The sequence below is a fragment of the Buchnera aphidicola (Mollitrichosiphum nigrofasciatum) genome, from assembly GCF_039388045.1.
Taxonomy (GTDB): domain Bacteria; phylum Pseudomonadota; class Gammaproteobacteria; order Enterobacterales; family Enterobacteriaceae; genus Buchnera_K; species Buchnera_K aphidicola_B.
The window spans coordinates 298191-319419 of record NZ_CP135015.1 but is presented as its reverse complement, the minus strand read 5'-3'; the positions used below and the strand labels follow the sequence as shown (position 1 = coordinate 319419).

General features: G+C 19.3%; 17 protein-coding genes. 3 read left to right on the top strand and 14 right to left on the bottom strand.

Annotation, left to right across the window (positions count from 1 at the left end; genetic code table 11):
* Positions 1–3: 3 nt before the first annotated feature.
* The 5 genes from RJT30_RS01480 to RJT30_RS01460 all read right to left on the bottom strand — a co-directional run bounded on the left by RJT30_RS01480 (position 4) and on the right by RJT30_RS01460 (position 7137).
* Entirely contained in the window at positions 4–3048 is a 3045-nt protein-coding gene (locus RJT30_RS01480; RefSeq protein WP_343190219.1) for an exodeoxyribonuclease V subunit gamma, read from the bottom strand.
* 69 nt (positions 3049–3117) lie between these two features.
* The gene (gene mscS, locus RJT30_RS01475; protein ID WP_343190218.1) at positions 3118–3981 is read right to left on the bottom strand and encodes a small-conductance mechanosensitive channel MscS; all 864 of its coding nucleotides are present in this window, start codon (positions 3979–3981) and stop codon (positions 3118–3120) included.
* A gap of 130 nt (positions 3982–4111) precedes the next feature.
* Positions 4112–5191 (bottom strand): class II fructose-bisphosphate aldolase, encoded by a 1080-nt coding sequence (gene fbaA, locus RJT30_RS01470; RefSeq protein ID WP_343190217.1) that lies wholly within the window; start codon positions 5189–5191, stop codon positions 4112–4114.
* Positions 5192–5219: 28 nt separating this feature from the next.
* On the bottom strand, positions 5220–6386 hold the full coding sequence (locus tag RJT30_RS01465) for a phosphoglycerate kinase (RefSeq protein ID WP_343190216.1): 1167 nt from the start codon (positions 6384–6386) through the stop codon (positions 5220–5222).
* Between the two features lie 166 nt (positions 6387–6552).
* Positions 6553–7137: a YhgN family NAAT transporter gene (locus RJT30_RS01460; RefSeq protein ID WP_343190215.1), complete on the bottom strand. Its 585-nt coding sequence runs from the start codon at positions 7135–7137 to the stop codon at positions 6553–6555.
* Between the two features lie 240 nt (positions 7138–7377).
* On the opposite strand from RJT30_RS01460, the gene asd reads away from it, so the two are divergent.
* Positions 7378–8487 (top strand): aspartate-semialdehyde dehydrogenase, encoded by a 1110-nt coding sequence (gene asd / locus RJT30_RS01455; RefSeq protein ID WP_343190214.1) that lies wholly within the window; start codon positions 7378–7380, stop codon positions 8485–8487.
* Positions 8488–8537: 50 nt separating this feature from the next.
* Here asd and RJT30_RS01450 read toward each other — a convergent pair whose 3' ends face one another.
* The 9 genes from RJT30_RS01450 to prfB all read right to left on the bottom strand — a co-directional run bounded on the left by RJT30_RS01450 (position 8538) and on the right by prfB (position 19446).
* Entirely contained in the window at positions 8538–8777 is a 240-nt protein-coding gene (locus RJT30_RS01450; protein ID WP_343190213.1) for a sulfurtransferase TusA family protein, read from the bottom strand.
* Between the two features lie 121 nt (positions 8778–8898).
* A complete protein-coding gene (holA, locus tag RJT30_RS01445) occupies positions 8899–9909 on the bottom strand; it encodes a DNA polymerase III subunit delta (RefSeq protein WP_343190212.1) in 1011 nt (336 codons plus the stop codon).
* Between the two features lie 30 nt (positions 9910–9939).
* Positions 9940–12453, bottom strand: a complete 2514-nt coding sequence (gene leuS, locus RJT30_RS01440) for a leucine--tRNA ligase (RefSeq protein WP_343190211.1) — start codon at positions 12451–12453, stop codon at positions 9940–9942.
* Between the two features lie 49 nt (positions 12454–12502).
* A complete protein-coding gene (locus RJT30_RS01435; RefSeq protein ID WP_343190210.1) occupies positions 12503–13342 on the bottom strand; it encodes a transporter associated domain-containing protein in 840 nt (279 codons plus the stop codon).
* 59 nt (positions 13343–13401) lie between these two features.
* The gene (ybeY, locus tag RJT30_RS01430) at positions 13402–13752 is read right to left on the bottom strand and encodes an rRNA maturation RNase YbeY (RefSeq protein WP_428994219.1); all 351 of its coding nucleotides are present in this window, start codon (positions 13750–13752) and stop codon (positions 13402–13404) included.
* Between the two features lie 163 nt (positions 13753–13915).
* A complete protein-coding gene (gene miaB / locus RJT30_RS01425) occupies positions 13916–15238 on the bottom strand; it encodes a tRNA (N6-isopentenyl adenosine(37)-C2)-methylthiotransferase MiaB (protein ID WP_343190209.1) in 1323 nt (440 codons plus the stop codon).
* A gap of 252 nt (positions 15239–15490) precedes the next feature.
* Positions 15491–16750 carry a diaminopimelate decarboxylase gene (lysA, locus tag RJT30_RS01420; protein WP_343190208.1) on the bottom strand — a complete coding sequence of 420 codons (1260 nt, stop codon included), beginning with the start codon at positions 16748–16750 and terminating at the stop codon, positions 15491–15493.
* A gap of 97 nt (positions 16751–16847) precedes the next feature.
* Positions 16848–18341, bottom strand: a complete 1494-nt coding sequence (gene lysS / locus RJT30_RS01415; RefSeq protein WP_343190207.1) for a lysine--tRNA ligase — start codon at positions 18339–18341, stop codon at positions 16848–16850.
* The gene (prfB, locus tag RJT30_RS01410; protein WP_343190206.1) at positions 18322–19446 is read right to left on the bottom strand and encodes a peptide chain release factor 2; all 1125 of its coding nucleotides are present in this window, start codon (positions 19444–19446) and stop codon (positions 18322–18324) included. The genes lysS and prfB overlap by 20 nt, the downstream gene beginning before the upstream one ends.
* Positions 19447–19562: 116 nt before the next feature.
* On the opposite strand from prfB, the gene RJT30_RS01405 reads away from it, so the two are divergent.
* The gene (locus tag RJT30_RS01405; RefSeq protein WP_343190205.1) at positions 19563–20540 is read left to right on the top strand and encodes a hypothetical protein; all 978 of its coding nucleotides are present in this window, start codon (positions 19563–19565) and stop codon (positions 20538–20540) included.
* Positions 20541–20599: 59 nt separating this feature from the next.
* Positions 20600–21217, top strand: a complete 618-nt coding sequence (gene gmk / locus RJT30_RS01400; RefSeq protein WP_343190204.1) for a guanylate kinase — start codon at positions 20600–20602, stop codon at positions 21215–21217.
* The last annotated feature ends 12 nt before the right edge of the window (positions 21218–21229 follow it).

The following is a 21229-nucleotide window of genomic DNA, read 5'->3' as shown; positions in this document are numbered from 1 at the left end:
TTATTATTTTCTATATTTAATTATAGGACTGTACCAAAATTTAGCTATTTTACATAATTTATTTACTATTATATTATTTTTTTCTGGTATTAATTTCGCAATATATGGATTTTTTTTTTCTCCTTTTTTAAAACTATTACCTTCCCATGTTTCGTGGAATTTTTTATTTTTTTTTTTAATATTTTTACAATATTTATTATATAAGTTATTTATACCGGAATTGGTTATTAATAATGGTTTGTTTTGACCTTGTAAGTATCCTTTTATATATAATTTTAAATATTTTATGGCTTTTTTTTTTTTTAAGTTTTTGAAACCCCATTTACTATTATTTCTCCCTAATATAATACTTTCTCCATTAATATTATATATACAATATATTAAATGTTGAATCCATAATTTAATTGTGTTTTTTATGTTTATTGTTTTCATTGTCCATAAAAATATTTTGTTTTTGTGTATATTTTTTAATTTACCATATAATTTTATATTATCTAAAAATATTTTAATTTTTATAATTTTATTTTCGTGATAATTATTATAAATATTTTTAATAAGTGGTAATATTTCTTTAATATTTTTATTCCAAATTATTTTTCCTATATTTCCGTATGGTATAATACCTGATAATTCATATTTTTTAAATAATTTTTGCATTTTATTTCTTTTAATTATATTTTTTAATATTTTTTTTTTTAAAATATATTCATTTTTAATTGTATCATTATATTTTAAGTTTTTATTATTAATTTTAAAATTAATATTTAAGGAATGTTGGAAAAAGTAATTTATGGGATTTTTCCAAAATTTTAATAAATTATCTAGATTTATTTTTTTTTTTTTTTTTTTTATTTTTTTTTTTTTAATTTTATATAATTTTATTTTTTTTTTAATTTTAATAGGTGTGTGTATATAATTATTAAATATAATATTTGAACATTTATTTTTAATTATTTTTTTTTTATTTTCATGTATAATATTAAAATTGTTTAATATAAAATTTTTTAATTCAGTGACGACTATGGAGGGAGGTATTTTCTTGTAATTTTCATAATTATAACCAATATAACTTATATAAAAATATTTTTTTGCAGATAAAATTAATTCTAGAAATAAATAACAATCTTGGTTAAATTTATTTATATCATTTTTTTTTGTATAAAATTGTGTTAAATCTTTATAGTGAAATTTTTGCTTTTTTGGAAATATAGTATTATTTAATCCAATAATGTAAATCATTTTAAATTCTATATTTGGCATATATTCTATATTACAAAATATTACAGAGCCTTTAATAAAATATGGTATATTATTTATATATACAAAAGAACTAATACTTTTTAAGAATGTTTTTTTTAATACTTCTATTTTAATTTTTTTTATTTTTTTATTAATTTTATTTTTTTCGGTTATTTTTTGCCATTTTTTTTTTATTTTTTTTATTATTTTTGTAAAATACATTTTTTTAGGTAAAAAATCTTTTATTAATTTTTTTAATATTTCACGTATTTTTTTAAATTTATGTTTTTTTTTTATTATTTTTTGCCATTTTTTTATTTTTTTAAGAAAAAAAATCAATTTACCTAATAAATCATTGGTTTTATTTATATATGTGTCACAAGGTAAAATATTATTCCATATTCCATATTTTTTATTAATAGAAATGCCTAATAAAATACGATTTATTCCAAATAACCATGTATTTTGAAATATTTTTGGTAATGATTGTTTATTTAAGTTTTTATTATCTAAACTAGATATTATTCCTGAATCTTCAATCCATATATTTATTTTTTTTATATCTTTTTTATTTATACCAAATTTTTTTGATATATATTTTAATTTTAAAAAATTTATTATATTTTTATTATTTATTACTTTTTTGTCTATATCAAATATAAAATTTATTATGTGTAATAAATTTTTTGTTTTTTTGTTTTTTTTTTTTAAAATAATATAAGGTATTTTATTTACATTATTAGAATAATTAAATATGGTGTGAATGTAAGGTATATATTTATCTATTTTAGTAGATAAAATTAAAATATTTTTTGGTGATAATTTATTTGTATTTATTAATTTTAACAAGTTAATATGTAAAATTTCTATTTCTTGGTGTTTTTCATTACAAGAAAAAATTTTAATTGAATTGTCTTTTTTTATATTTTTTTTTGTATTTTGTAATGCAAAATATGGATTTTTACTAATTAATTTATTTTGTATAATATTTAATATTTTTTTTCTTTTACATTTTTTATATAAATTTATTATTTTTATTTTTTTTTTAGTGAAATTATGTATATATTCATAACCTAATTTACCACATGATCGTAATAATTTGTTTTTAATATCGTAATATTTATATAAATTATTAATTTTATTTTTATAAATAAAATTAGGGCCAGGTAGAAATAAATATATTTTTAAAATTTTACTAATTTGATATAAAATAGATAAATATAATGGATTTATACTTAATAAATTAAATATAAAAATACGTTTTGGTATTTTTATTTTATTTATTTTAATGTTTTTTTTAAAAAAATATAATATTTTAGAAAAATGATATTTTTTTTTTTTAATATCGGATTGTATTAGTTTATTCCAAATTTTTTGATATAATTTTTGTTTAGTTTTTTTTTTTTTTTCCCAATTATGAATCCAATTTTTTCTATATATTATATATTTATTAAAAATATTTAATATTTCTTCAGCAATATAAAAGTATTTTGTATAGTTTTTTTCTTTATTGTCATTTATAATTTCAAATATTTTCCAAATTGTTTTTTCTTTTTTAAAAAATGATATTTTTTTTTTATTTATTTTACATGCCATTTTATATATAAATTTTTTTATATTTATATATTTTATATTAGCATGTATACTATATTTTTTTGCAATTAATATTTTAATCCATTGTGTAATATATTTGTTATTTGTTATAAATATTTCTTTTACCATTGGATTAGGTAATTTTTTTTTTTTAAAAATTTCAGATATTTTTGAAATCAATAAATTCAATGTATTCGCTTGATATAAAAAAAACATTAATATTTACCTATATAATTTTTAAAAAATTTATATAATAAAGCGTAGATTACTATCTACGCTAATACTTTAAGGTTGAGGTACAGTTGATATTTTTTTCTTAATGTTGATATTTATTTTATGAGGAGCAATTTGAATATTATTTTTATCTAAAGATTTTTTAAATTCATACATTAAATCCCAGTAAACGGAATTTAATTCATCATTTTTACTCCAACATCTGATAATAAAAATTAATGAAGTTGGTCCTATTTCACTTAACCCTATTGTTACACCTTGATCTTGTAATACTCTTTTTTCATTTTTTAAAACGTTATCAAAAATTTGAATTATAAAATCTATATCTACTTGATGTGAAACAGGTATTGAAAATTCATTTCTTCTTAAAGATTCTCTTGAATAATTAACAATATTCCCTGCGATTATTTTTCCATTAGGTATTACAGCTATCTTACCATCTAAAGTTTTTAACATAGTATAAAATATATGTACATTTAACACTGTTCCAGATATTGCACCTAATTCTACGTATTCTCCAGTTCTTAATGGTCTTAAAGTAACTAATAATACTCCTGCAGCAAAATTAGATAATGAACTTTGCAAAGCCAAGCATATTGCCATACCAGCGGCTCCTAATATTGTAATTACGGATGTTGTTTGTACTCCAATTTTACCTAAACTAGCGATAAATGTTAATGTTATAGTTATATATTTTGCTAATGCAGCAATGAACCCAGCTACAGTATTATCAATATGGCGTTTTATAAGCAGTTTTTTTACACCTTTAGAAATAATTTTTGCTAAAAATAAACCTAATATTAAAATTATTATTACTGATATACAATTTATTATATAACTTAAAAGTAGTTTTTGATTCAGTATTAACCAATTCCCTGCGTGATTAATATCATCAACTACATTTAAATCTTCCATGTAATATTTTCCAATTTATTAAATTAATAGTGATTTAAAATTTAGTATTAATTAAAATAAATAATTTATTTAATTAATATTCTTAGTAAAGAATAAATAAATATTTTTATTATGTATCTTTACATGATACTTATAGTATGTTATATGAATTTAGTTTTTTAAAATATTTTTTTAAATTTTTGTGTGCTGTATTTTGAGCACTTTGTATCCATATTCTAGGATCATAGAATTTTTTATTTGGCTCATTTTTACCACTCGGATTTCCTAATTGGCTTTGTAAAAATAATTTATTTGATTTATAAAATTTTAATATTCCTTTCCATGTGGACCATTGTAGATCTGTATCGATATTAAATTTCACTACACCATATTTAATAGAATTTTGAATATCTTTTTTAGATGAACCTGAGCCTCCATGAAAAACAAAGTTTAATGGGTTGTTTTTTAATTTATATTTTTTTTGTATATATTTTTGTGATTTTTTAAGTATTTCAGGTTTTAAAATTATATTTCCGATTTTATACACTCCATGAACATTACCAAAAGCAGCGGCAATAGTAAAGTTTTTGCTTATTTTATTTAATTTTTTATAAGCATATTTTACATCTTTCGGTGTAGTATATAATTTTTCTTGTTTTATATTAGTATTATCTATACCATCTTCTTCTCCACCAGTACACCCTAATTCAATTTCTAATAACATGTTTATTCTTGAGCATTTTTTTAGGTATTTTACACAAGTTGTGATATTTTCTTTCAGTGGTTCTTTAGATAAATCAATCATATGTGAGGAAAACAGTGGGAATTTATTCTTTTTGAAAAACTTTGTTCCTATATGAATTAATTCTTTTACCCAAGGTAATAATTTTTTATCACAATGATCTGTATGTAATATTACTGGTATTTTATAGTATTTTGATATGTAGTGTACATATTTTGCTGCAGCTACAGCTCCTATAATTGCATTGTTTTTTTTTTCTATTTTATATAGACTAGATCCTGAAAAGAATTTAGCCCCTCCATACGATAGTTGTATTATTACCGGTGAATTGCATTTATAAGCTGTTTTTAATACGGTGTTTATAGAATCTGTATTAATACAATTTATAGCAGGTATGGCAAAATTATTTTTCTTAGCAAAATTAAAAATTTTTCGTGCTTCGCTTCCTGAAATGACTCCTGGTTTAATAAAATTTAGTTCTTTAAGCATTTTATTTCCTATAGTTATTTTATTAATATTATATATTTTTAAATCGTTCTTTTAATATTTTAATACCAGGCATTTTATTTCCTTCTATAAATTTTAAAAATGCCCCACCGCCTGTAGATATATAAGAAATATTTTTTTTAATTTTATATTTATCAATAACAGCAATTGTATCACCCCCGCCAGCAATACTTAATGAATCACTATTTGCTATTTTTTGTGCTATAAATTTTGTTCCTATAGAAAAATTTGGAAATTCAAAAACACCAACTGGTCCGTTCCATAAAATAGTTTGTGCTTTTTTAATTATTGGTTCAATTATTTTTAATGTTTTATCACCAAAATCCATAATTTCTTCATTATCTTGAATATCATTAATATTTTTAATTATAGCTTGTTCTGTTTTTTTAAATTTCACTCCTACTCTAGAATCAATAGGTGTAATTATGTTATATTTTTCTTGTAGTTTTTTGGCTTTTATTATGAATTTGGGTTCATGTAATGATTTACCGACATTGTTATCTATTGCTAAAAAAGTATTTGCAATTCCCCCACCAACAATGACTGTATCTGCAATTTTGCAAATTGCATTTAATACATTAAATTTTGTAGATATTTTAGAACCACCTAATATTGCAATCATAGGTTTTTTAGGTTTTATAAGTACTTTTTCTAAATATTTAATTTCAGACTGTAATAAAAAACCAGCACATGCAATATATGAAAAACAACTTACTCCATAAGTTGAAGCTTGTTTTCTATGCGCAGTTCCGAAAGCATCCATAACAAATATATCACATAATTCTGCGTATTTCTTAGATAACACTGTATCGTTTTCTAATTCACCTTTATTAAATCTAACATTTTCTAATATTGCTAGTTCACCAGATTTAATATTTAAAATTTCAGAATATTGTTTTATAAAATACACTTTGTGTTTTGTTATTTTTTTTTGTATGTATTTAAATATAGGAAATAAAGAATATTTTTCTTTATTATCATTTATTTTTGGTCTACCTAAATGTGACATAACATATACTTTTGCTCTTTTTTGCAAAGCATACTTTATTGTTTTAAACGCAGCTTTAATTCTAGCTTTGGAAGTTATTTTTGTTCCATTCATTGGAACGTTTAAATCTGCACGTATTAAAATTTTTTTATTTGTAATGTTTAGGTTTTGTATTTTAATTACAGTCAAAATATATTTTCCTATTTAATTTATATTATATATATTATTTATATTAATAAAAATTCTATTAAATTAAATAATATTTATAATGATTTTATGATAAATTATTATATTTTATAAATAATATTAATAAAATATAATGATGTAATAGAATTTTTCATTTAAATACAAATATTTATAATTGCAACCAATCATGCAAACCGTTCATAAACATTTGAATAGAAATCATTATTAAAATAAAACCCATTAATTGCTCTACCGCTTTGATACCTTTTGTACTTAATATTTTTAAAAAAAATTCTGATAATGATAAAATAAAAAAATTTACACTCCATGCTATTAATAATGATATAGTTAATATTAAATATTTATTTGGGTTATTATGTATTAGTAATATTAAATTAGCTAACAGTGATGGTCCTGCAACTAAAGGAATTGCTAAAGGTACTAAGAACGGTTCATCATTTTTTTTTTTTTTTTCTTTTTTTTTTTTAAATATCATATTTAAGGACATTAAAAATAAAATAATTCCCCCAGATATAGATACTGTTTCTATATTTAAGTGTAATATTTGTAAAATTTTTTGCCCGGCAAATAAAAATATTAACATTGTTATCAGTGCGATTAACATTTCTCTAATAAATATACATTTTCTTTTTTTTTTGTCTATTGTATTTAAAATAGATACGAATATTGGTAAATTTCCTATTGGATCCATAATAATAATTAATAGAAAAGAAATATTAAACAATTCTAACATTATATAACCTTAATTTGAAATAAATTTTAATTATAATTTAATAATATTTTTATTAAATTATTATAATTTGTATATCAAAATATAATTTTTTAATGATAATAAATAAAATATTTAAATAAACAGTTTTTGAAAATATTTTTATGTTGTATAATATTATATAAATTTATTTATTTAAATATTAAGGAAATGAGTTATATTAAAGTATTATAATTTATTTTAATTTTATCTCATTATATAATTATGAAAAAACGTGTTGGTTTTGTAGGTTGGAGAGGTATGGTAGGTTCTGTTTTATTAGAAAGAATGAAAGTTGAAGAAGATTTTTTAAACATAGAAGTGTTTTTTTTATCTACTTCTCAATATGGAAATGTTATTAATATTTTAAATAAAAAACATTTTATTGAAAGTTCATATGATATTGAGATTTTAAATAGCTTAGATATTATACTTACATGTCAAGGTAGTGAATATACTAAATTTATATATCCTAAGTTATTAGCTTGTGGTTGGAAAGGTTATTGGATTGATGCTTCATCTGCATTAAGATCGAAAGCTAATAGTATTATAGTTTTAGATCCTATTAATAGTGATTTGATTAATTATGGTTTAGATAAAGGAATAAAAAATTTTATAGGTGGAAATTGTACTGTAAGTTTAATGTTGATGGCATTAGGTGGTTTATTTACTAATAATTTAGTTGAATGGATATCAGTTTCTACATATCAAGCTGTTTCTGGTAGTGGGGTAAAATGTGTTTTAGAACTTTTATCACAAATGGGTTTTGTTTCAAATTACATTTTTAATGATATGAAAGAATCAGTTTCAGTTACAAATATTATGCATAAAGCTTTAAAATGCATTGGAAAAGATAATTTACCTGATTTAAATTTAAAAGCTCCACTTATTTCGAATGTTATTCCTTGGATCGATGATGCTATGGTGAATGGTCAAAGTCGTGAGGAATGGAAAATGCAATTTGAAACTAATAAAATATTAAATAGTTCTAAGAATATTTCAATAGATGGTACATGTGTTCGTGTTGGAGCACTTCGTTCACATAGTCAATCATTTATTATAAAATTAAAACAAGATATATCTTTAAAAACTATAGAAGAAATCATTCAATCTCATAATTTATGGGTGGATGTTATACCTAATAATTTTGAAGATAGTATTAAGAAATTAACTCCTGTAGCTGTTAGTGAAACATTAAATATACCAATTGGTAGAATAAAAAAATTAAGTATGGGAAAAAAATTTATTTCTGCTTTTAGTGTAGGCGACCAATTATTATGGGGCGCAGCGGAACCGTTAAGAAGAATGTTAAATTTATTGATAAATTATATATAAAAAAATATTTAAATATAATTCTTAATGAATTATATTTAGATCTATTTTTTTTATTCAATTATTTTCTTTTGTATTAAAAATTTATATATATTACTTTTATAAATTGTTAATAACAAAATGTGATTCATAAATGTGCAAAATCTTGGTATTTCATATTTAGTTGTTTGATCATCTGAAATGACAAATATTAAATCTCCATTTTTAATTTTATTAATCTTAATTCTGATTTTAATAATTGAATCTGGGCAACGTGATCCCATTATGTTTAATATGTCTTTTTTTCTAATCATGTTTTTAAAAATTCTGATTTTGTAAAAATGATTAATTATATTATAAAAGATCGTTTTTACAAAATATAGTGTTTTTTATTTTTTCAACATATTCATAATAATAAATATTTAAAATATTTTTTTAGTAAAACATAAAAATAAGTATTTTTAATGGAAACCATATCTTTTTATTATATTTTTTTTTTATATTAATTTCTATTTTGGTTAGTAAATTTATTATTTTATATAATTTTTTAATGCTGTGTGTTTTTAAAACGTACAAAAACATTTTTTTTTTCTTTTTACTAGATATTTTATTTATTTTATTAACGTATTTTGCATTTTTTTGTAAAATTAATGTTTTAATTTTTATTATTTTGATAATGTTTTTTTGTATTTTTCGGGTTATTATAATAGGATTTTCTATTTTTTTTTTTAAATTGTTTAGAATTTTTATACTTTTTTTTATTTTACCTAAAAATATATTATATATTAAATATTTTATATCAAATTTTGGTGATTCTAATATTATTTTTGATATATTTTTTTTTCTAATTAATTTATTAGGCCAAATTAATGCTATAAAATCTAATATTTTAAAAATTTCTAATAAATTATTTTTATATGCATTACTTAATATTTTTATTCCAGATTTTGAAATATTTAATTTTAGTTCTTTTATTTTTTTATATAACCATTTTTTTTCTGTGTTTAATTTATTTTTAAAACAATCAATAATTAAGTATCTTCTTTTGTGGTATATCTTATTAATATTATATTTTAAATTTTGCGTTGAGATTGTTTTTTTAATATTTATTATTAATAATACATTTTTTTTTTCAAAATTTAGTATTTTTTTAATATTTTCAAATATTATCACATTGTCTTTTTTCTCATTCAATGTATTAATTTCTAAAATGGTTTTTTTAAAAAAAATATTTTTTTGTAAAAAAAATAAAAAAACTTTATTCCAATCTTTTTTATGTTCAATGTATATTGTTTCTTTGATATTGAATTTTTTTTTTTTACTGTATTTTAGTATTTTTTTTTTGCTATAATGTCTTAATGATATTTCATTGCCTGTTATCAAATATGTTAATATTTTTTTTTTTTGAATTGATTTTTTTATATCTTCAGGTGAAATAATATTCATATTTTTATATCTTTGTATTAGTTTTAAATTTTATATAACAAAATTTAATATTTTGTTTGGAATATAAATTATTTTTTTTATTTTTTTATTTATTAAATTGTTTTTTATATTTTGTTTTTTTATGACTTTGTGAATTATTTCTCCTTTGGTTTTTTTATTATATATATTTAATATTTTTTTTTTTTTACCATTAATTTGTATAATTATTGTTATTTTATTTTTTTTTTTGTTTGGTTTTAAAATTGGCCAGTTTTCATTATCTATATTTTTTTTATTTGTTAATTTTTTCCATACAAAGAAACTAAAATGTGGAATAAAAGGATGAAAAATTTTAATTATAATTAAAATTACATCTCTTATAAAATTGTGGTTTTTTTTGTGGCAAAATTTACTTTTTATAAGATTATTAACTAAAGATATTATTTGTGCTACTGCATTATTTAGTTTATTTATTTTTTCTATGTAATATGTTACTTTTGTAATTGTTTGTTGTAGTTTTACGTAAAATTTTAATTCTTTTTGGTTCATTTTTTGTTTTGTTTTTTGTGGTTTTATTAAATAATGTTTATTAATAAATTTCCAAAATCTATTTAAAAATTTATATATTCCTAATACCCCTTTTGGGTTCCATGTTAATGATGATTTTGGTGGTGCAGCGAATATTATAAATAATCTTATTGTATCAGCTCCGTATTTTTTAATTATTTTTTTAGGTGATATACCGTTTTTTTTAGATTTTGACATTTTTATTATACCTGCGTAAGTTACAGGTTTTTTTTTTTTTTTTGTATAGGCTTGAATTATTTTTCCTTTTTTATTATGTATGATATTTAATGATTTTTTATTAATCCATATTTTTTTTTTATTTTTTATGTAATAAAATGCATCAGATAATACCATACCTTGACAGAGAAGTTTTATTACTGGTTCTGGGTTTTTAATAAAATTTAATTTATATAATAATCTATTATAAAATCTAAAATATATTAAATGCATTGTTGCATGTTCTATTCCGCCAATATATTGATCTATAGGTAACCAGTAATTTGCAGATTTTTTTTCAACCATGCCATATTTATAATTAGGGCAAGTGTAACGAATATGGTACCATGATGATTCCATAAAAGTATCAAAAGTTTCATTTTCTAAAGTTATTTTTTTATTATCGATAGTTATTTTATTTTTTTTTTTAATATCTTGGTTTTTTGGTAATAATATTGGTAAAATTTTTTCTGGTAATTGTATTATTTTATTGTTTACAGTACCCATAGGTATAGGTGTGCCCCAATGACGTTGTCTGGAAACACTCCAATCTCTAAGTTTAAATGTTGTTTTTTTTTTTATTTTTTTAAATAATTTTAGTATTTTATATATTTTTGATAATTTAATTTTTTTATTTTTGTAGTATATATTATTTTTTTTCTTTTTTACATTTTTATTTGTTATTGTATTTATTTGATAATTGTTTGATTTAAAATCTGAATTTTTTTTTATATATTTATTATTTATATTATATTTTATAATTTTAATTTTTGTTTGATAGGAGTGTTGAATATTTATAGTTTTATCGATCCATATTGGTATTTTTTTTTTAGTTATTGGATTTATAGCATATTTATTAGTGAAAATTTTTTTTTTTGTTTTGTATTTATATTTATTGTATATATTTAATTGTATATTCTTATTATTGATGAATTTTTTAATGTTTATATTTGTGTTTGAAAATTTTTTAGTTATATGATGTAGTGGTGATAATATAATTGCATTTGTATTTATTACATTTTCTAAATTTTTTGTAAAAATTTTAATTTTATTTGCAGAATTATATATATCAAAAATTATTTGCATGCCTTTAGAACGCCCTATCCAATTTTTTTGCATCAATTTTACTTCTTTTGGCCAAAATTCTAAATTTTCAATATTTTTAAGCAGTTCTTTTGCAAATTTTGTAATTTTTATAAACCATTGAGGAATAATTTTAATATTAATTTTTGTATTACATCTCCAACATTTACCTTTAATTACTTGTTCATTAGCAAGTATAGTTTGATCATTTTCACACCAATTAACTGGTGCAGTTTTTTTATATACTAATTTTTTTTTGTATAATTGTATAAAAAACCATTGTTCCCAATAAAAATATCTTGGATCACAAGTTTTTATTTCTCTATCCCAATCATAACTAAAACCTAACGATTTTAGTTGTTTTTTCATTTTTTGAATATTTTCTTTTGTCCAAATTTCTGGTTTGGTGTTATTTTCTATTGCTGCAATTTCTGCAGGAAGTCCAAATGCATCCCATCCTATTGGTTGCAAAACATTTTTGCCTAACATTCTTTGATATCTTGAAATGACATCACTGATAGTATAATTTCTTACATGACCCATATGTAAGTCACCTGAAGGATAAGGTAACATTGCTAAACAATAATATTTTTCTTTTTTTTTATCAACTTGTACTTTAAATGTTTTATTTTTTTCCCAATATTTTTGAACTATTTTTTCTATTTTTTTGGGCAAATACTGTTCTTGCATTTTTTTCATAATATAATTTTAATTATTTATAATAGGTTTAATAAATTTTCACATTGTTTTATTTTTTTTGTGGTGTTTTTAAATATATATTTATAATTCTTCTATTATTAGATGAAGTGATATTAAATTTATATCCATTAATAAAAATATATTCTCCTTTTTTAGGCAATCTTCCAAATTTTTTGATTATCAATCCTCCAATAGTATCTATTTTTTGATCATGAAAATTTGTGTTAAATATTTTATTAAATTCTCTTATTTGTGTTATTGCTTTAATTGAAAAGGTGTTTTTATTAATTTTTTGAATGTTTTTGTTTTCTATATCATCATATTCATCTTTTATAGATCCTACAATTATTTCTAAAATATCTTCTATTGTTATTAATCCTGATATATTACCAAATTCATCTATTACTATAGCTATATGATGTTTTTTTAAACGAAATTCTTTCAACATATAATTTATATACTTACTTTCTGGGGTGAATAAAATTGGACGGATAATATTTTTAAGTAAAAAGACATTAGTTCGTTTACTGCGCATAAATGGTAATAAATCTTTTGCTATTATAAATCCTTCTATGTAATTTGAGTCTTCACTTGTAACAGGTAGTCTAGAATGAGAAGATTGTATTATTACATCTAAACATTTATTTAAATTGAAATTTGTTTTTAATGTAATCATTTCTGGTTTAGGAATCATAATATCTTTAATACGTATATTAGGAATTTTCATTACCCCTTTTAACATTTTATATGTATCTTTATCAATTAAGGATTTTTTTTTATTTTTTTTAATAATACATAATAATTCGTTTTTTTTTTTCTTTTTTTTTTTAAATATATATTTTTTTAAAATAGATAATATTTTTTTTTTTTTCGGATATTCGCTATTCATTATATTTTTTAATTTTTATAAAATTGAAAGAACCCATTTATTATTTTACTTAGGATGAATTAAAGTGTATAAGGATTTTTAAAATTCTGTTTTTTAAGAGTTTTGATTTCTATTGATTCCATTATTTTTTTATTTTTTTTATTATCATGAGTGTAACCAATTAAGTGTAAAGTTCCATGTATTATTATATGCGCCCAATGTGCGGTTTTTTTTTTTTTTTGTTTTTTAGCTTCTTTGTGAATTATTTCATCACAAACAACTAAATCTCCTAAAAAAAGTGTTTTTTTTTTTATAAATATATTATAAGGAAAAGCTAAGATATTAGTGTAATATGGTTTTTTTCTATAAATTAAATTTAAATTATATATTTCTTTTTTTGAAACTAATTGAATTGTTATTATATTATTTATGTATGGATTAATAATTGTTTTAATCCATTTTTTTATTGTTTTTTTTTTTGGTGTGTTTTTTTTTTATTTTGTATATTTATTATTATTTTTTTTTTTTTCATATTTTTTTTTTAAAGAAATTATTATAGAAATATAACATATTATTTTATTTATATATAGTATTTTATATATTTTTATTTATTAAAATCCCTAATAATATATTTTTATAAATTTTTATTATTTTTACATAAGTTACTTGACCAATAATGTTTTTTTTAGAATAAAAATGAATCAATCTATTATTATCTGTAATACCCATTAATTGCATAATATTAAATTTTGAAATTTCTTGAACTAATATACGTTGTATAGTTCCAAGCATATTATTTGTCCAATTTATAACTTGTTTGTTAATTTTTTTTTGTAAAATATATAGTCTTTTTTTTTTTTTACTTTGTTTAGTTTGATCATATATTTTAAACGCTTTTGTTCCAGGGCGAGGGGAATAAATAAAACTATAACTAAAATCGAAATTTACATATTTTATTAATTTTATTGTTTCTAGAAAGTGTTTTTTTTTTTCTCCAGGAAATCCTATTATAAAATCTGAACTAATTTGTATATAAGGTGCAATAGAAATTAATTTTTTAATAAGTTTTTTGTAATATTTTATATTATATATTCTTTTCATTTTTTTTAAAATTTCATTTGAGCCACTTTGTACCGGTAAATGTAAAAAATTTGCTAATTTTGGTGTTTTTTGGTAAACGTTAATAATGTCATTAGTTAATTCTATTGGATGACTGGTAATAAATCGAATTCTACTAATATTTTTTATTTTTGCAATTAACATTAATAAATTTGAAAATGTGCATATTTTTTTTTTTTGTTGATCATAGTATGCATTGACATTTTGTCCTAGTAATGTAATTTCTTTTACTCCAATATTTGCTAAGTTTTGAATTTCTTGAATAATTTCTTCATATGGTCGGCTTATTTCTTTACCTCGTGTGTATGGTACTATACAAAAAGAACAATATTTATTACATCCTTCCATAATTGAAATAATAGCTTTTTTTTTTTTTGTATTTAATGGTGCATATTTAAATTTTTTAATACTTTTTTGTTTTATATCTATAATTATTTTTTTTTTTTTTTTCGCTAATTTAATTATTTTTGGTAAATTTTGTATACTTCGAGTGCCAAAAATTATATCTACATAGTTAGCGCGTTTATATATTTTTTTTCCTTCTTGTTCTGCTACACATCCTCCTACGGCAATTATTATTTTTTTTTTTTTTTTTTTTAAATGCCTCCATCTTCCTAATTGATGAAAAATTTTTTCTTGTGCTTTTTCACGTATTGAGCAAGTATTTAATATTAAAATATCGGCTTTTTTTTTTTTTTTTGTAATTTTGTATTTTTTTTTTTTAAGCGTCGAAGAAATGATATTTGAATCATATTCATTCATTTGACAACCCCAAGTTTTTATATATATATATTGCATCTTAATAGCTCTTTATTTAATTTTTATTTGATTTTACAATTATTTGTAATAAAAATAATTAGATTAAATAGTTATTATTTATATTTATATATTTTACTATATATTTTAAAAATATAATATTATTTTTAATATTGAATAATGTGATATTTTTTTATTTATATATTGTAATTATATATGTCAATTTTAATGAAATATGTTATTTAATGAGAAAATATATTTTAAAATTTTATTAAATAATTTTGTTTTTTGTTATTAAAATTTTATTTTTTTACAGTTTTGCTCTAATTTTAATATATTTTTAATTGATTGATTATTGCGAATTATATATGCTTTTCCTTTTTTAAATAAAATTTCTTTAATTAATGGTCTTGTATTATAATTTGATGACATTGTTGATCCATAAGCCCCTGTATCATGAAATATTAAGTAATCCCCTTTCTTTATTTTTGGTAGTTTTCTACTTTTAATGTTTCCTTTTGGATCTTGTGTAAATATATCTCCTGATTCACATAAAGGACCGCAAATGATATATTTTTCTTTATTTCTTTCAGAATTTTTACTTTTAAGAACAGAAATATGATGATAACTACCATACATACATGGTCTAATTAAATCGTTGAAACCTGCGTCTATTAAAACAAATTTTTTATTATTAATTTTTTTTATTATATTAACTTTTGTTATTAATAATCCAGATTGTGCTACTAAGAATCTTCCAGGTTCGATTTCTAAAGTTATATTATGTCCTATATATGAAGCAATATAATTTCTAGTATTATTCCATATTTTAAAATACTCTTTAATGTTTATTTCTTTTTCTTTATAATAATATGGTATAGGTAAACCACCTCCAGTTGAAATTGATTTTATATCAATGTTAACTTTTATGATATTTTTAATCATAGATTTACACATTTTTAATAAATGATTATAATTAGCTCCAGAACCAATATGCATATGTAAACCGATTAATTTTAATTTATATTTTTTAATAAGTATTAGTGCTTTTTTTATATCCCAAATTCCATGTTTGCTATTTACGCCTCCAGTATTAGTTTTTTTATTATGTCCATTACCAAATCCTGGGTTTATTCTTAACCATATTTTGTGTCTTTTTTTTTTTTTACCTATTATTTTTAATATATTTGTTGAACCGGCATTAACAGTAATTTTTTTTTTTGTAATTATATTTAAAGTATCTTCATCTATACTATCTGAAGTAAATATAATTTCGTCTTTTTTTGGTTTAAAATTAGAAATTAATGCTCTTTTGATTTCTCCATAAGATACTGCATCAATTTTTAAACCGGTTTTTTTCATCAGTTTTAATATATTTATATTTGAACACGCTTTTTGCGCATATCGAATAATGTCAAATTGTTTTAATAATTTTATCTTTTTTTTAATAATTTCCCATTCGTATATCCATATTGGAGTGTTGTGTTTTTTAATAATCTTACATAAATTATTATAGTTTAAGGAATTTTTAGTATTATTTAATTTTATAGGCATAAATTTTACATATTTTATATTTAAATATATTAATTTATATTATAATACATTAAATTGTTTCATATTTAAAATAAATATATTATTTATATTTTTAATATTAATCATTATTTTTTTTAAGTGTTGGAAATAAAATTACATCACGTATACTATTTTGATTTGTGAATAACATTATTAAGCGATCAATTCCAATACCTAAACCAGCTGTTGGCGGTAATCCATATTCCATGGCTAAAATATAGTCTTTATCATATTTTTTTTTTTCTTTTTTTGATGTTTTTTGATTAATAAATCTTTTTTTTTGCTCTATAGGGTCATTAAGTTCTGAAAATCCATTTCCTATTTCCAATCCCCCAATAAATAATTCAAATCTGTCTACAAAATTTTTATTTTTATCATTTTTACGTGCTAAAGGTGATGTTTCAATAGGATATTTTGTAATAAAAGTAGGTTTAATAATTTTTTTTTCTGTTGTTTTTTCAAATATTTTTAAAATTAATTTTCCTTTTGTATATTCTTCTTTATATTTTATTTTTTTTTTTTTAGCTAATTTTATTATCTCTTTTGTATCATTTAATTGTTTTAATTTTATATCTGGATTAAATTTTAAAATTGCATTTATCATGGGTATTTTTTTAAAAGGCTTATTTAAATTAAATACATAATTTTTATATTCTAAATAATAATGATTAAAAAGCTTTAAAGATATATATTTAAACAAATTTTGTATTAATTTCATTAAATCATGATAGTTTGCATATGCTATATATAATTCCATCATAGTAAATTCTGGATTGTGATATGTTGATATACCTTCATTTCTGAAATTTCTGTTTATTTCAAAAATTTTTTCAAAACCTCCAATAATTAATTGTTTTAAATATAATTCTGGAGAAATTCTTAAAAACATATTACTATTTAATTTATTATGATATGTTTTAAAAGGTTTAGCAGAAGCTCCTCCTGGTATATTTTGTAACATTGGTGTTTCTACTTCAATGAAATGATGTAAATGCATAAAATTTCTTATATATCTTAATATTAAAGAACGATTTTTAAATATTTTCTTCAAATTTTTGTTTGTTATTAAATCTAAATATCGTTGCCTATATCGTTTTTCAGTATTCTTTAAACCATGAAATTTATTTGGTATGGGTTTAATAGATTTTGTTAAGAGTTTGATTTTTATACAATTAATAGATAATTCTTGAGTTTTTGTTTTAAATATTACTCCATAAGCACCTAATATATCTCCTAAATTCCATGTTTTTATTTCTGCATATTTTTCATTATTTAGTAAATTATTATATCCTATATATAATTGTATTTTTTCTTCTAAATTTTTTATAATTATAAATGTTGCTTTTCCCATTACTCTTTTTTTAATTATTCTACCCGCTATTTTAACTTTAATATTTAAATTTTTTAATTTGTCATTTTGTTTATTTTTAAAATTTTTTATAATATTTTGTATAGTATAGTTCGTTTTAAATGTATTTGGAAAATTAAATTTTCCTTTACTTGTTTTTTTTATTTTTTTTATTCTTGTTTTTTTTTGTAAATAAAGAAAATTTTTATTTTTTTTTTCTGTCATTTTTTTTCCTGTATATTATTTTAAGATTTTTTTTAATAAATTGATCTAATTCACCATTTAATACATTTTGTATATTATTTGTCTCTATACCAGTTCTTAAATCTTTTATTAGATTATTATCTAATATATATGATCGTATTTGATTCCCCCATCTTATTTTTGATTTTTTTTTTTCTACAATTTGTTTTTTTTTATATTTTTTTTTTAATTCTAAGTTGTATAATTTATCTTTCATTTGTTGCATGGCTTGTTCTTTATTTTTATGTTGTGAACGTTGTTCTTGACTTTGTGTAACTGTGCCAGTAGGAATATGTGTAATTCTAACTGCAGATTCTGTTTTATTTACGTGTTGCCCACCCGCTCCTGAAGATTTATATAAATCTATTCTTAATTCTGTATTATTAATAATTATGTTAATGTTGTTATCAATTTCAGGGTATACAAATATTGAACTAAATGAAGTGTGTCTTCTTTGTCCTGAATTAAAAGGACTTTTTCTTACTAAACGATGAACACCAGTTTCGGTTTTTAACCAACCAAAAGCATATAATCCAGATATTTTAATAGTGGCGGATTTTATACCAGCAATTTCTCCTATTGTTTCATTTATGATTTGGGTTTTGAATTTTTTTTTATCTGCCCATTTTAAATACATTTTTAATAACATTTGAGCCCAATCTTGTGCATCTATCCCACCAGATCCTGATTGAATATCTATATAACAATTTTTAGAATCATTTTTATTATTAAATAAAACATATATTTCTATTTTTTCTAATTTTTTATCTATTTTTTTAATTTCTTTATATATTTCATTTTCATAATCTAAATTTTCTTTATTGTTAAATAATTTTATTAATTCATAAGTATCAATAATCATGTTGTTGATTTTTTTTATTTTTTTTATATTATTTTCTATATTTTTTTTTTTTTTGTTTAATTTTTTTATTTTTAGTGGAAATTTCCATATTTCAGTTTTATTAAATATTGTGTTTATTTTAATTATTTTTTTTTTTTTTTGTTTATATCCAAATAATTTTTTTATTTTTTTATTTCTTATAGCGCAACTATTAATATATTTTTTTAAATAATTTACAGAAAACATGAGTTAATTTCAAAGATATTGTAAATTTTAATTATAATAATTTTACCACATTATATTAATTTACATTATATTGAATTACATTTTAATATTTATTTTTTTTAAAATATAGGTTAAGTATGAAGAAATATTTACAAAATAATATATCTTATTATGATATTAATAAATTACCTATTGCATTATTTAATTTAAAAAAATGGGTTTTTGTTACTATTTCTGGTATAGATGCTGCAAAATATTTAAATAATAAATTTACTATGAATATAAATTTGTTAAATTTTAAAAAATATTTTCATTGCGCTAATTGTGATATTTATGGAAAAGTTTTATCTAATTTTTTAATTTTTAAATATAATAATAATTATGGTTATGTAATAAGAAAAAGTATATTAAAAATTCAAAAAAAAGAATTTAAAAAATATCTAAATTTTTATAAAATTTATACACAACGTAAAAAAGAATTTTTATTGTTTGGTGTTTCAGGTACTAATTTAAGATTGTTTTTATTAAAATTTTTTAAATTATTACCAGATTATCATAATACTATAGTTAATTATGGAGATATTATAATTTTACAATTTCAATATCCTGAAGAACGTTTTTTATTTATTGTAAAATTTTCACAAGTTTTGTTTTTTAAAAATATTTTTAGGAATTTTTCTGTTTTTTATGATGATCAATGGTCTATTTTGCACTTAAAATCTGGAATACCAATTTTAGATCGTATTAATTCAAAGATTTTTTTACCACAATCAGTGAATTTGAGAATTCCTGATAATATTGATATTTATAAAGGTTGTTATATAGGTCAAGAAATAATATCTAAAGTTTTTTTTAAAAAAATAAATAGGAAATATTTATATGTTTTAGAATTATTGACAAAAAATTTTACTTATAATTTTGAAAATTGTGTAATTCGTTTTACAGATATGTATAAAAATTATATAATAGGTAGAATTTTATTTACAGTTAAATTAAATAATAAAATATTTTGGTTGCAAATAGTATTAAATAAAAATTTACCTTTAAATACAATTTTATTATTTGAAAATATTTGTCCAGTATATTTTAAAGTTAAATATAAATTTTATGTTTAAATGTAATATTTTATGTTTATTTTATATAATTAAATTATCTAATTTTGTGTGTAAATTTTATGTCTTTAGGAACATTATTTATAATATCTGCTCCTAGTGGAGCAGGAAAAACAAGTTTAATAAAAGCAGTTTTAAAAAAAAAAGCATTAAGTGAAATATTTTTGTCTATATCATATACAACACGTTTAATACGACCAGGTGAATTTAATGGGAAAGATTATTATTTTGTATCTAAAGAAAAATTTGTAGAAATGAAAAATAAAGGTAAATTTTTAGAATATGAGAAAGTTTTTAATAACTATTATGGAACTCCTAGTAATATAAGTAAAATTTTGTTTAATGGAATAGATGTATTATTAGATATAAATTGGAGAGGTGCAAAAAAAATATATACTTTATTTACAAAAATTAAAAGTATTGTGATTTTACCCCCTTCTAAAAAAGAATTATACAAAAGGTTAATTTTACGTAATACAGATACACATCATGCAATTAAAAATCGTATGAAACATTCTATTGATGCAATGATGCATTATAAATCATATGACTTTTTAATTATTAACGATAATTTTAATACAGCTGTAAAAAGTTTATATAGTATAATTTTTACTGAAAGTTTATATTTAAGAAGGCAAAAAAAAAAATTTGTTCATTTGTTAAACATATTTAATTTGTAAATATTAAATATG

Excerpts from the sequence above, each read along its gene's own strand:
- RJT30_RS01480 (WP_343190219.1), bottom strand. The coding sequence starts at position 3,048 with ATGTTTTTTTTATATCAAGCGAATACATTGAATTTATTGATTTCAAAA.
- mscS (WP_343190218.1), bottom strand. The coding sequence starts at position 3,981 with ATGGAAGATTTAAATGTAGTTGATGATATTAATCACGCAGGGAATTGG.
- fbaA (WP_343190217.1), bottom strand. The coding sequence starts at position 5,191 with ATGCTTAAAGAACTAAATTTTATTAAACCAGGAGTCATTTCAGGAAGC.
- RJT30_RS01460 (WP_343190215.1), bottom strand. The coding sequence starts at position 7,137 with ATGTTAGAATTGTTTAATATTTCTTTTCTATTAATTATTATTATGGAT.
- asd (WP_343190214.1), top strand. The coding sequence starts at position 7,378 with ATGAAAAAACGTGTTGGTTTTGTAGGTTGGAGAGGTATGGTAGGTTCT.
- RJT30_RS01450 (WP_343190213.1), bottom strand. The coding sequence starts at position 8,777 with ATGATTAGAAAAAAAGACATATTAAACATAATGGGATCACGTTGCCCA.
- holA (WP_343190212.1), bottom strand. The coding sequence starts at position 9,909 with ATGAATATTATTTCACCTGAAGATATAAAAAAATCAATTCAAAAAAAA.
- leuS (WP_343190211.1), bottom strand. The coding sequence starts at position 12,453 with ATGAAAAAAATGCAAGAACAGTATTTGCCCAAAAAAATAGAAAAAATA.
- RJT30_RS01435 (WP_343190210.1), bottom strand. The coding sequence starts at position 13,342 with ATGAATAGCGAATATCCGAAAAAAAAAAAAATATTATCTATTTTAAAA.
- miaB (WP_343190209.1), bottom strand. The coding sequence starts at position 15,238 with ATGCAATATATATATATAAAAACTTGGGGTTGTCAAATGAATGAATAT.
- lysA (WP_343190208.1), bottom strand. The coding sequence starts at position 16,750 with ATGCCTATAAAATTAAATAATACTAAAAATTCCTTAAACTATAATAAT.
- lysS (WP_343190207.1), bottom strand. The coding sequence starts at position 18,341 with ATGACAGAAAAAAAAAATAAAAATTTTCTTTATTTACAAAAAAAAACA.
- prfB (WP_343190206.1), bottom strand. The coding sequence starts at position 19,446 with ATGTTTTCTGTAAATTATTTAAAAAAATATATTAATAGTTGCGCTATA.
- RJT30_RS01405 (WP_343190205.1), top strand. The coding sequence starts at position 19,563 with ATGAAGAAATATTTACAAAATAATATATCTTATTATGATATTAATAAA.
- gmk (WP_343190204.1), top strand. The coding sequence starts at position 20,600 with ATGTCTTTAGGAACATTATTTATAATATCTGCTCCTAGTGGAGCAGGA.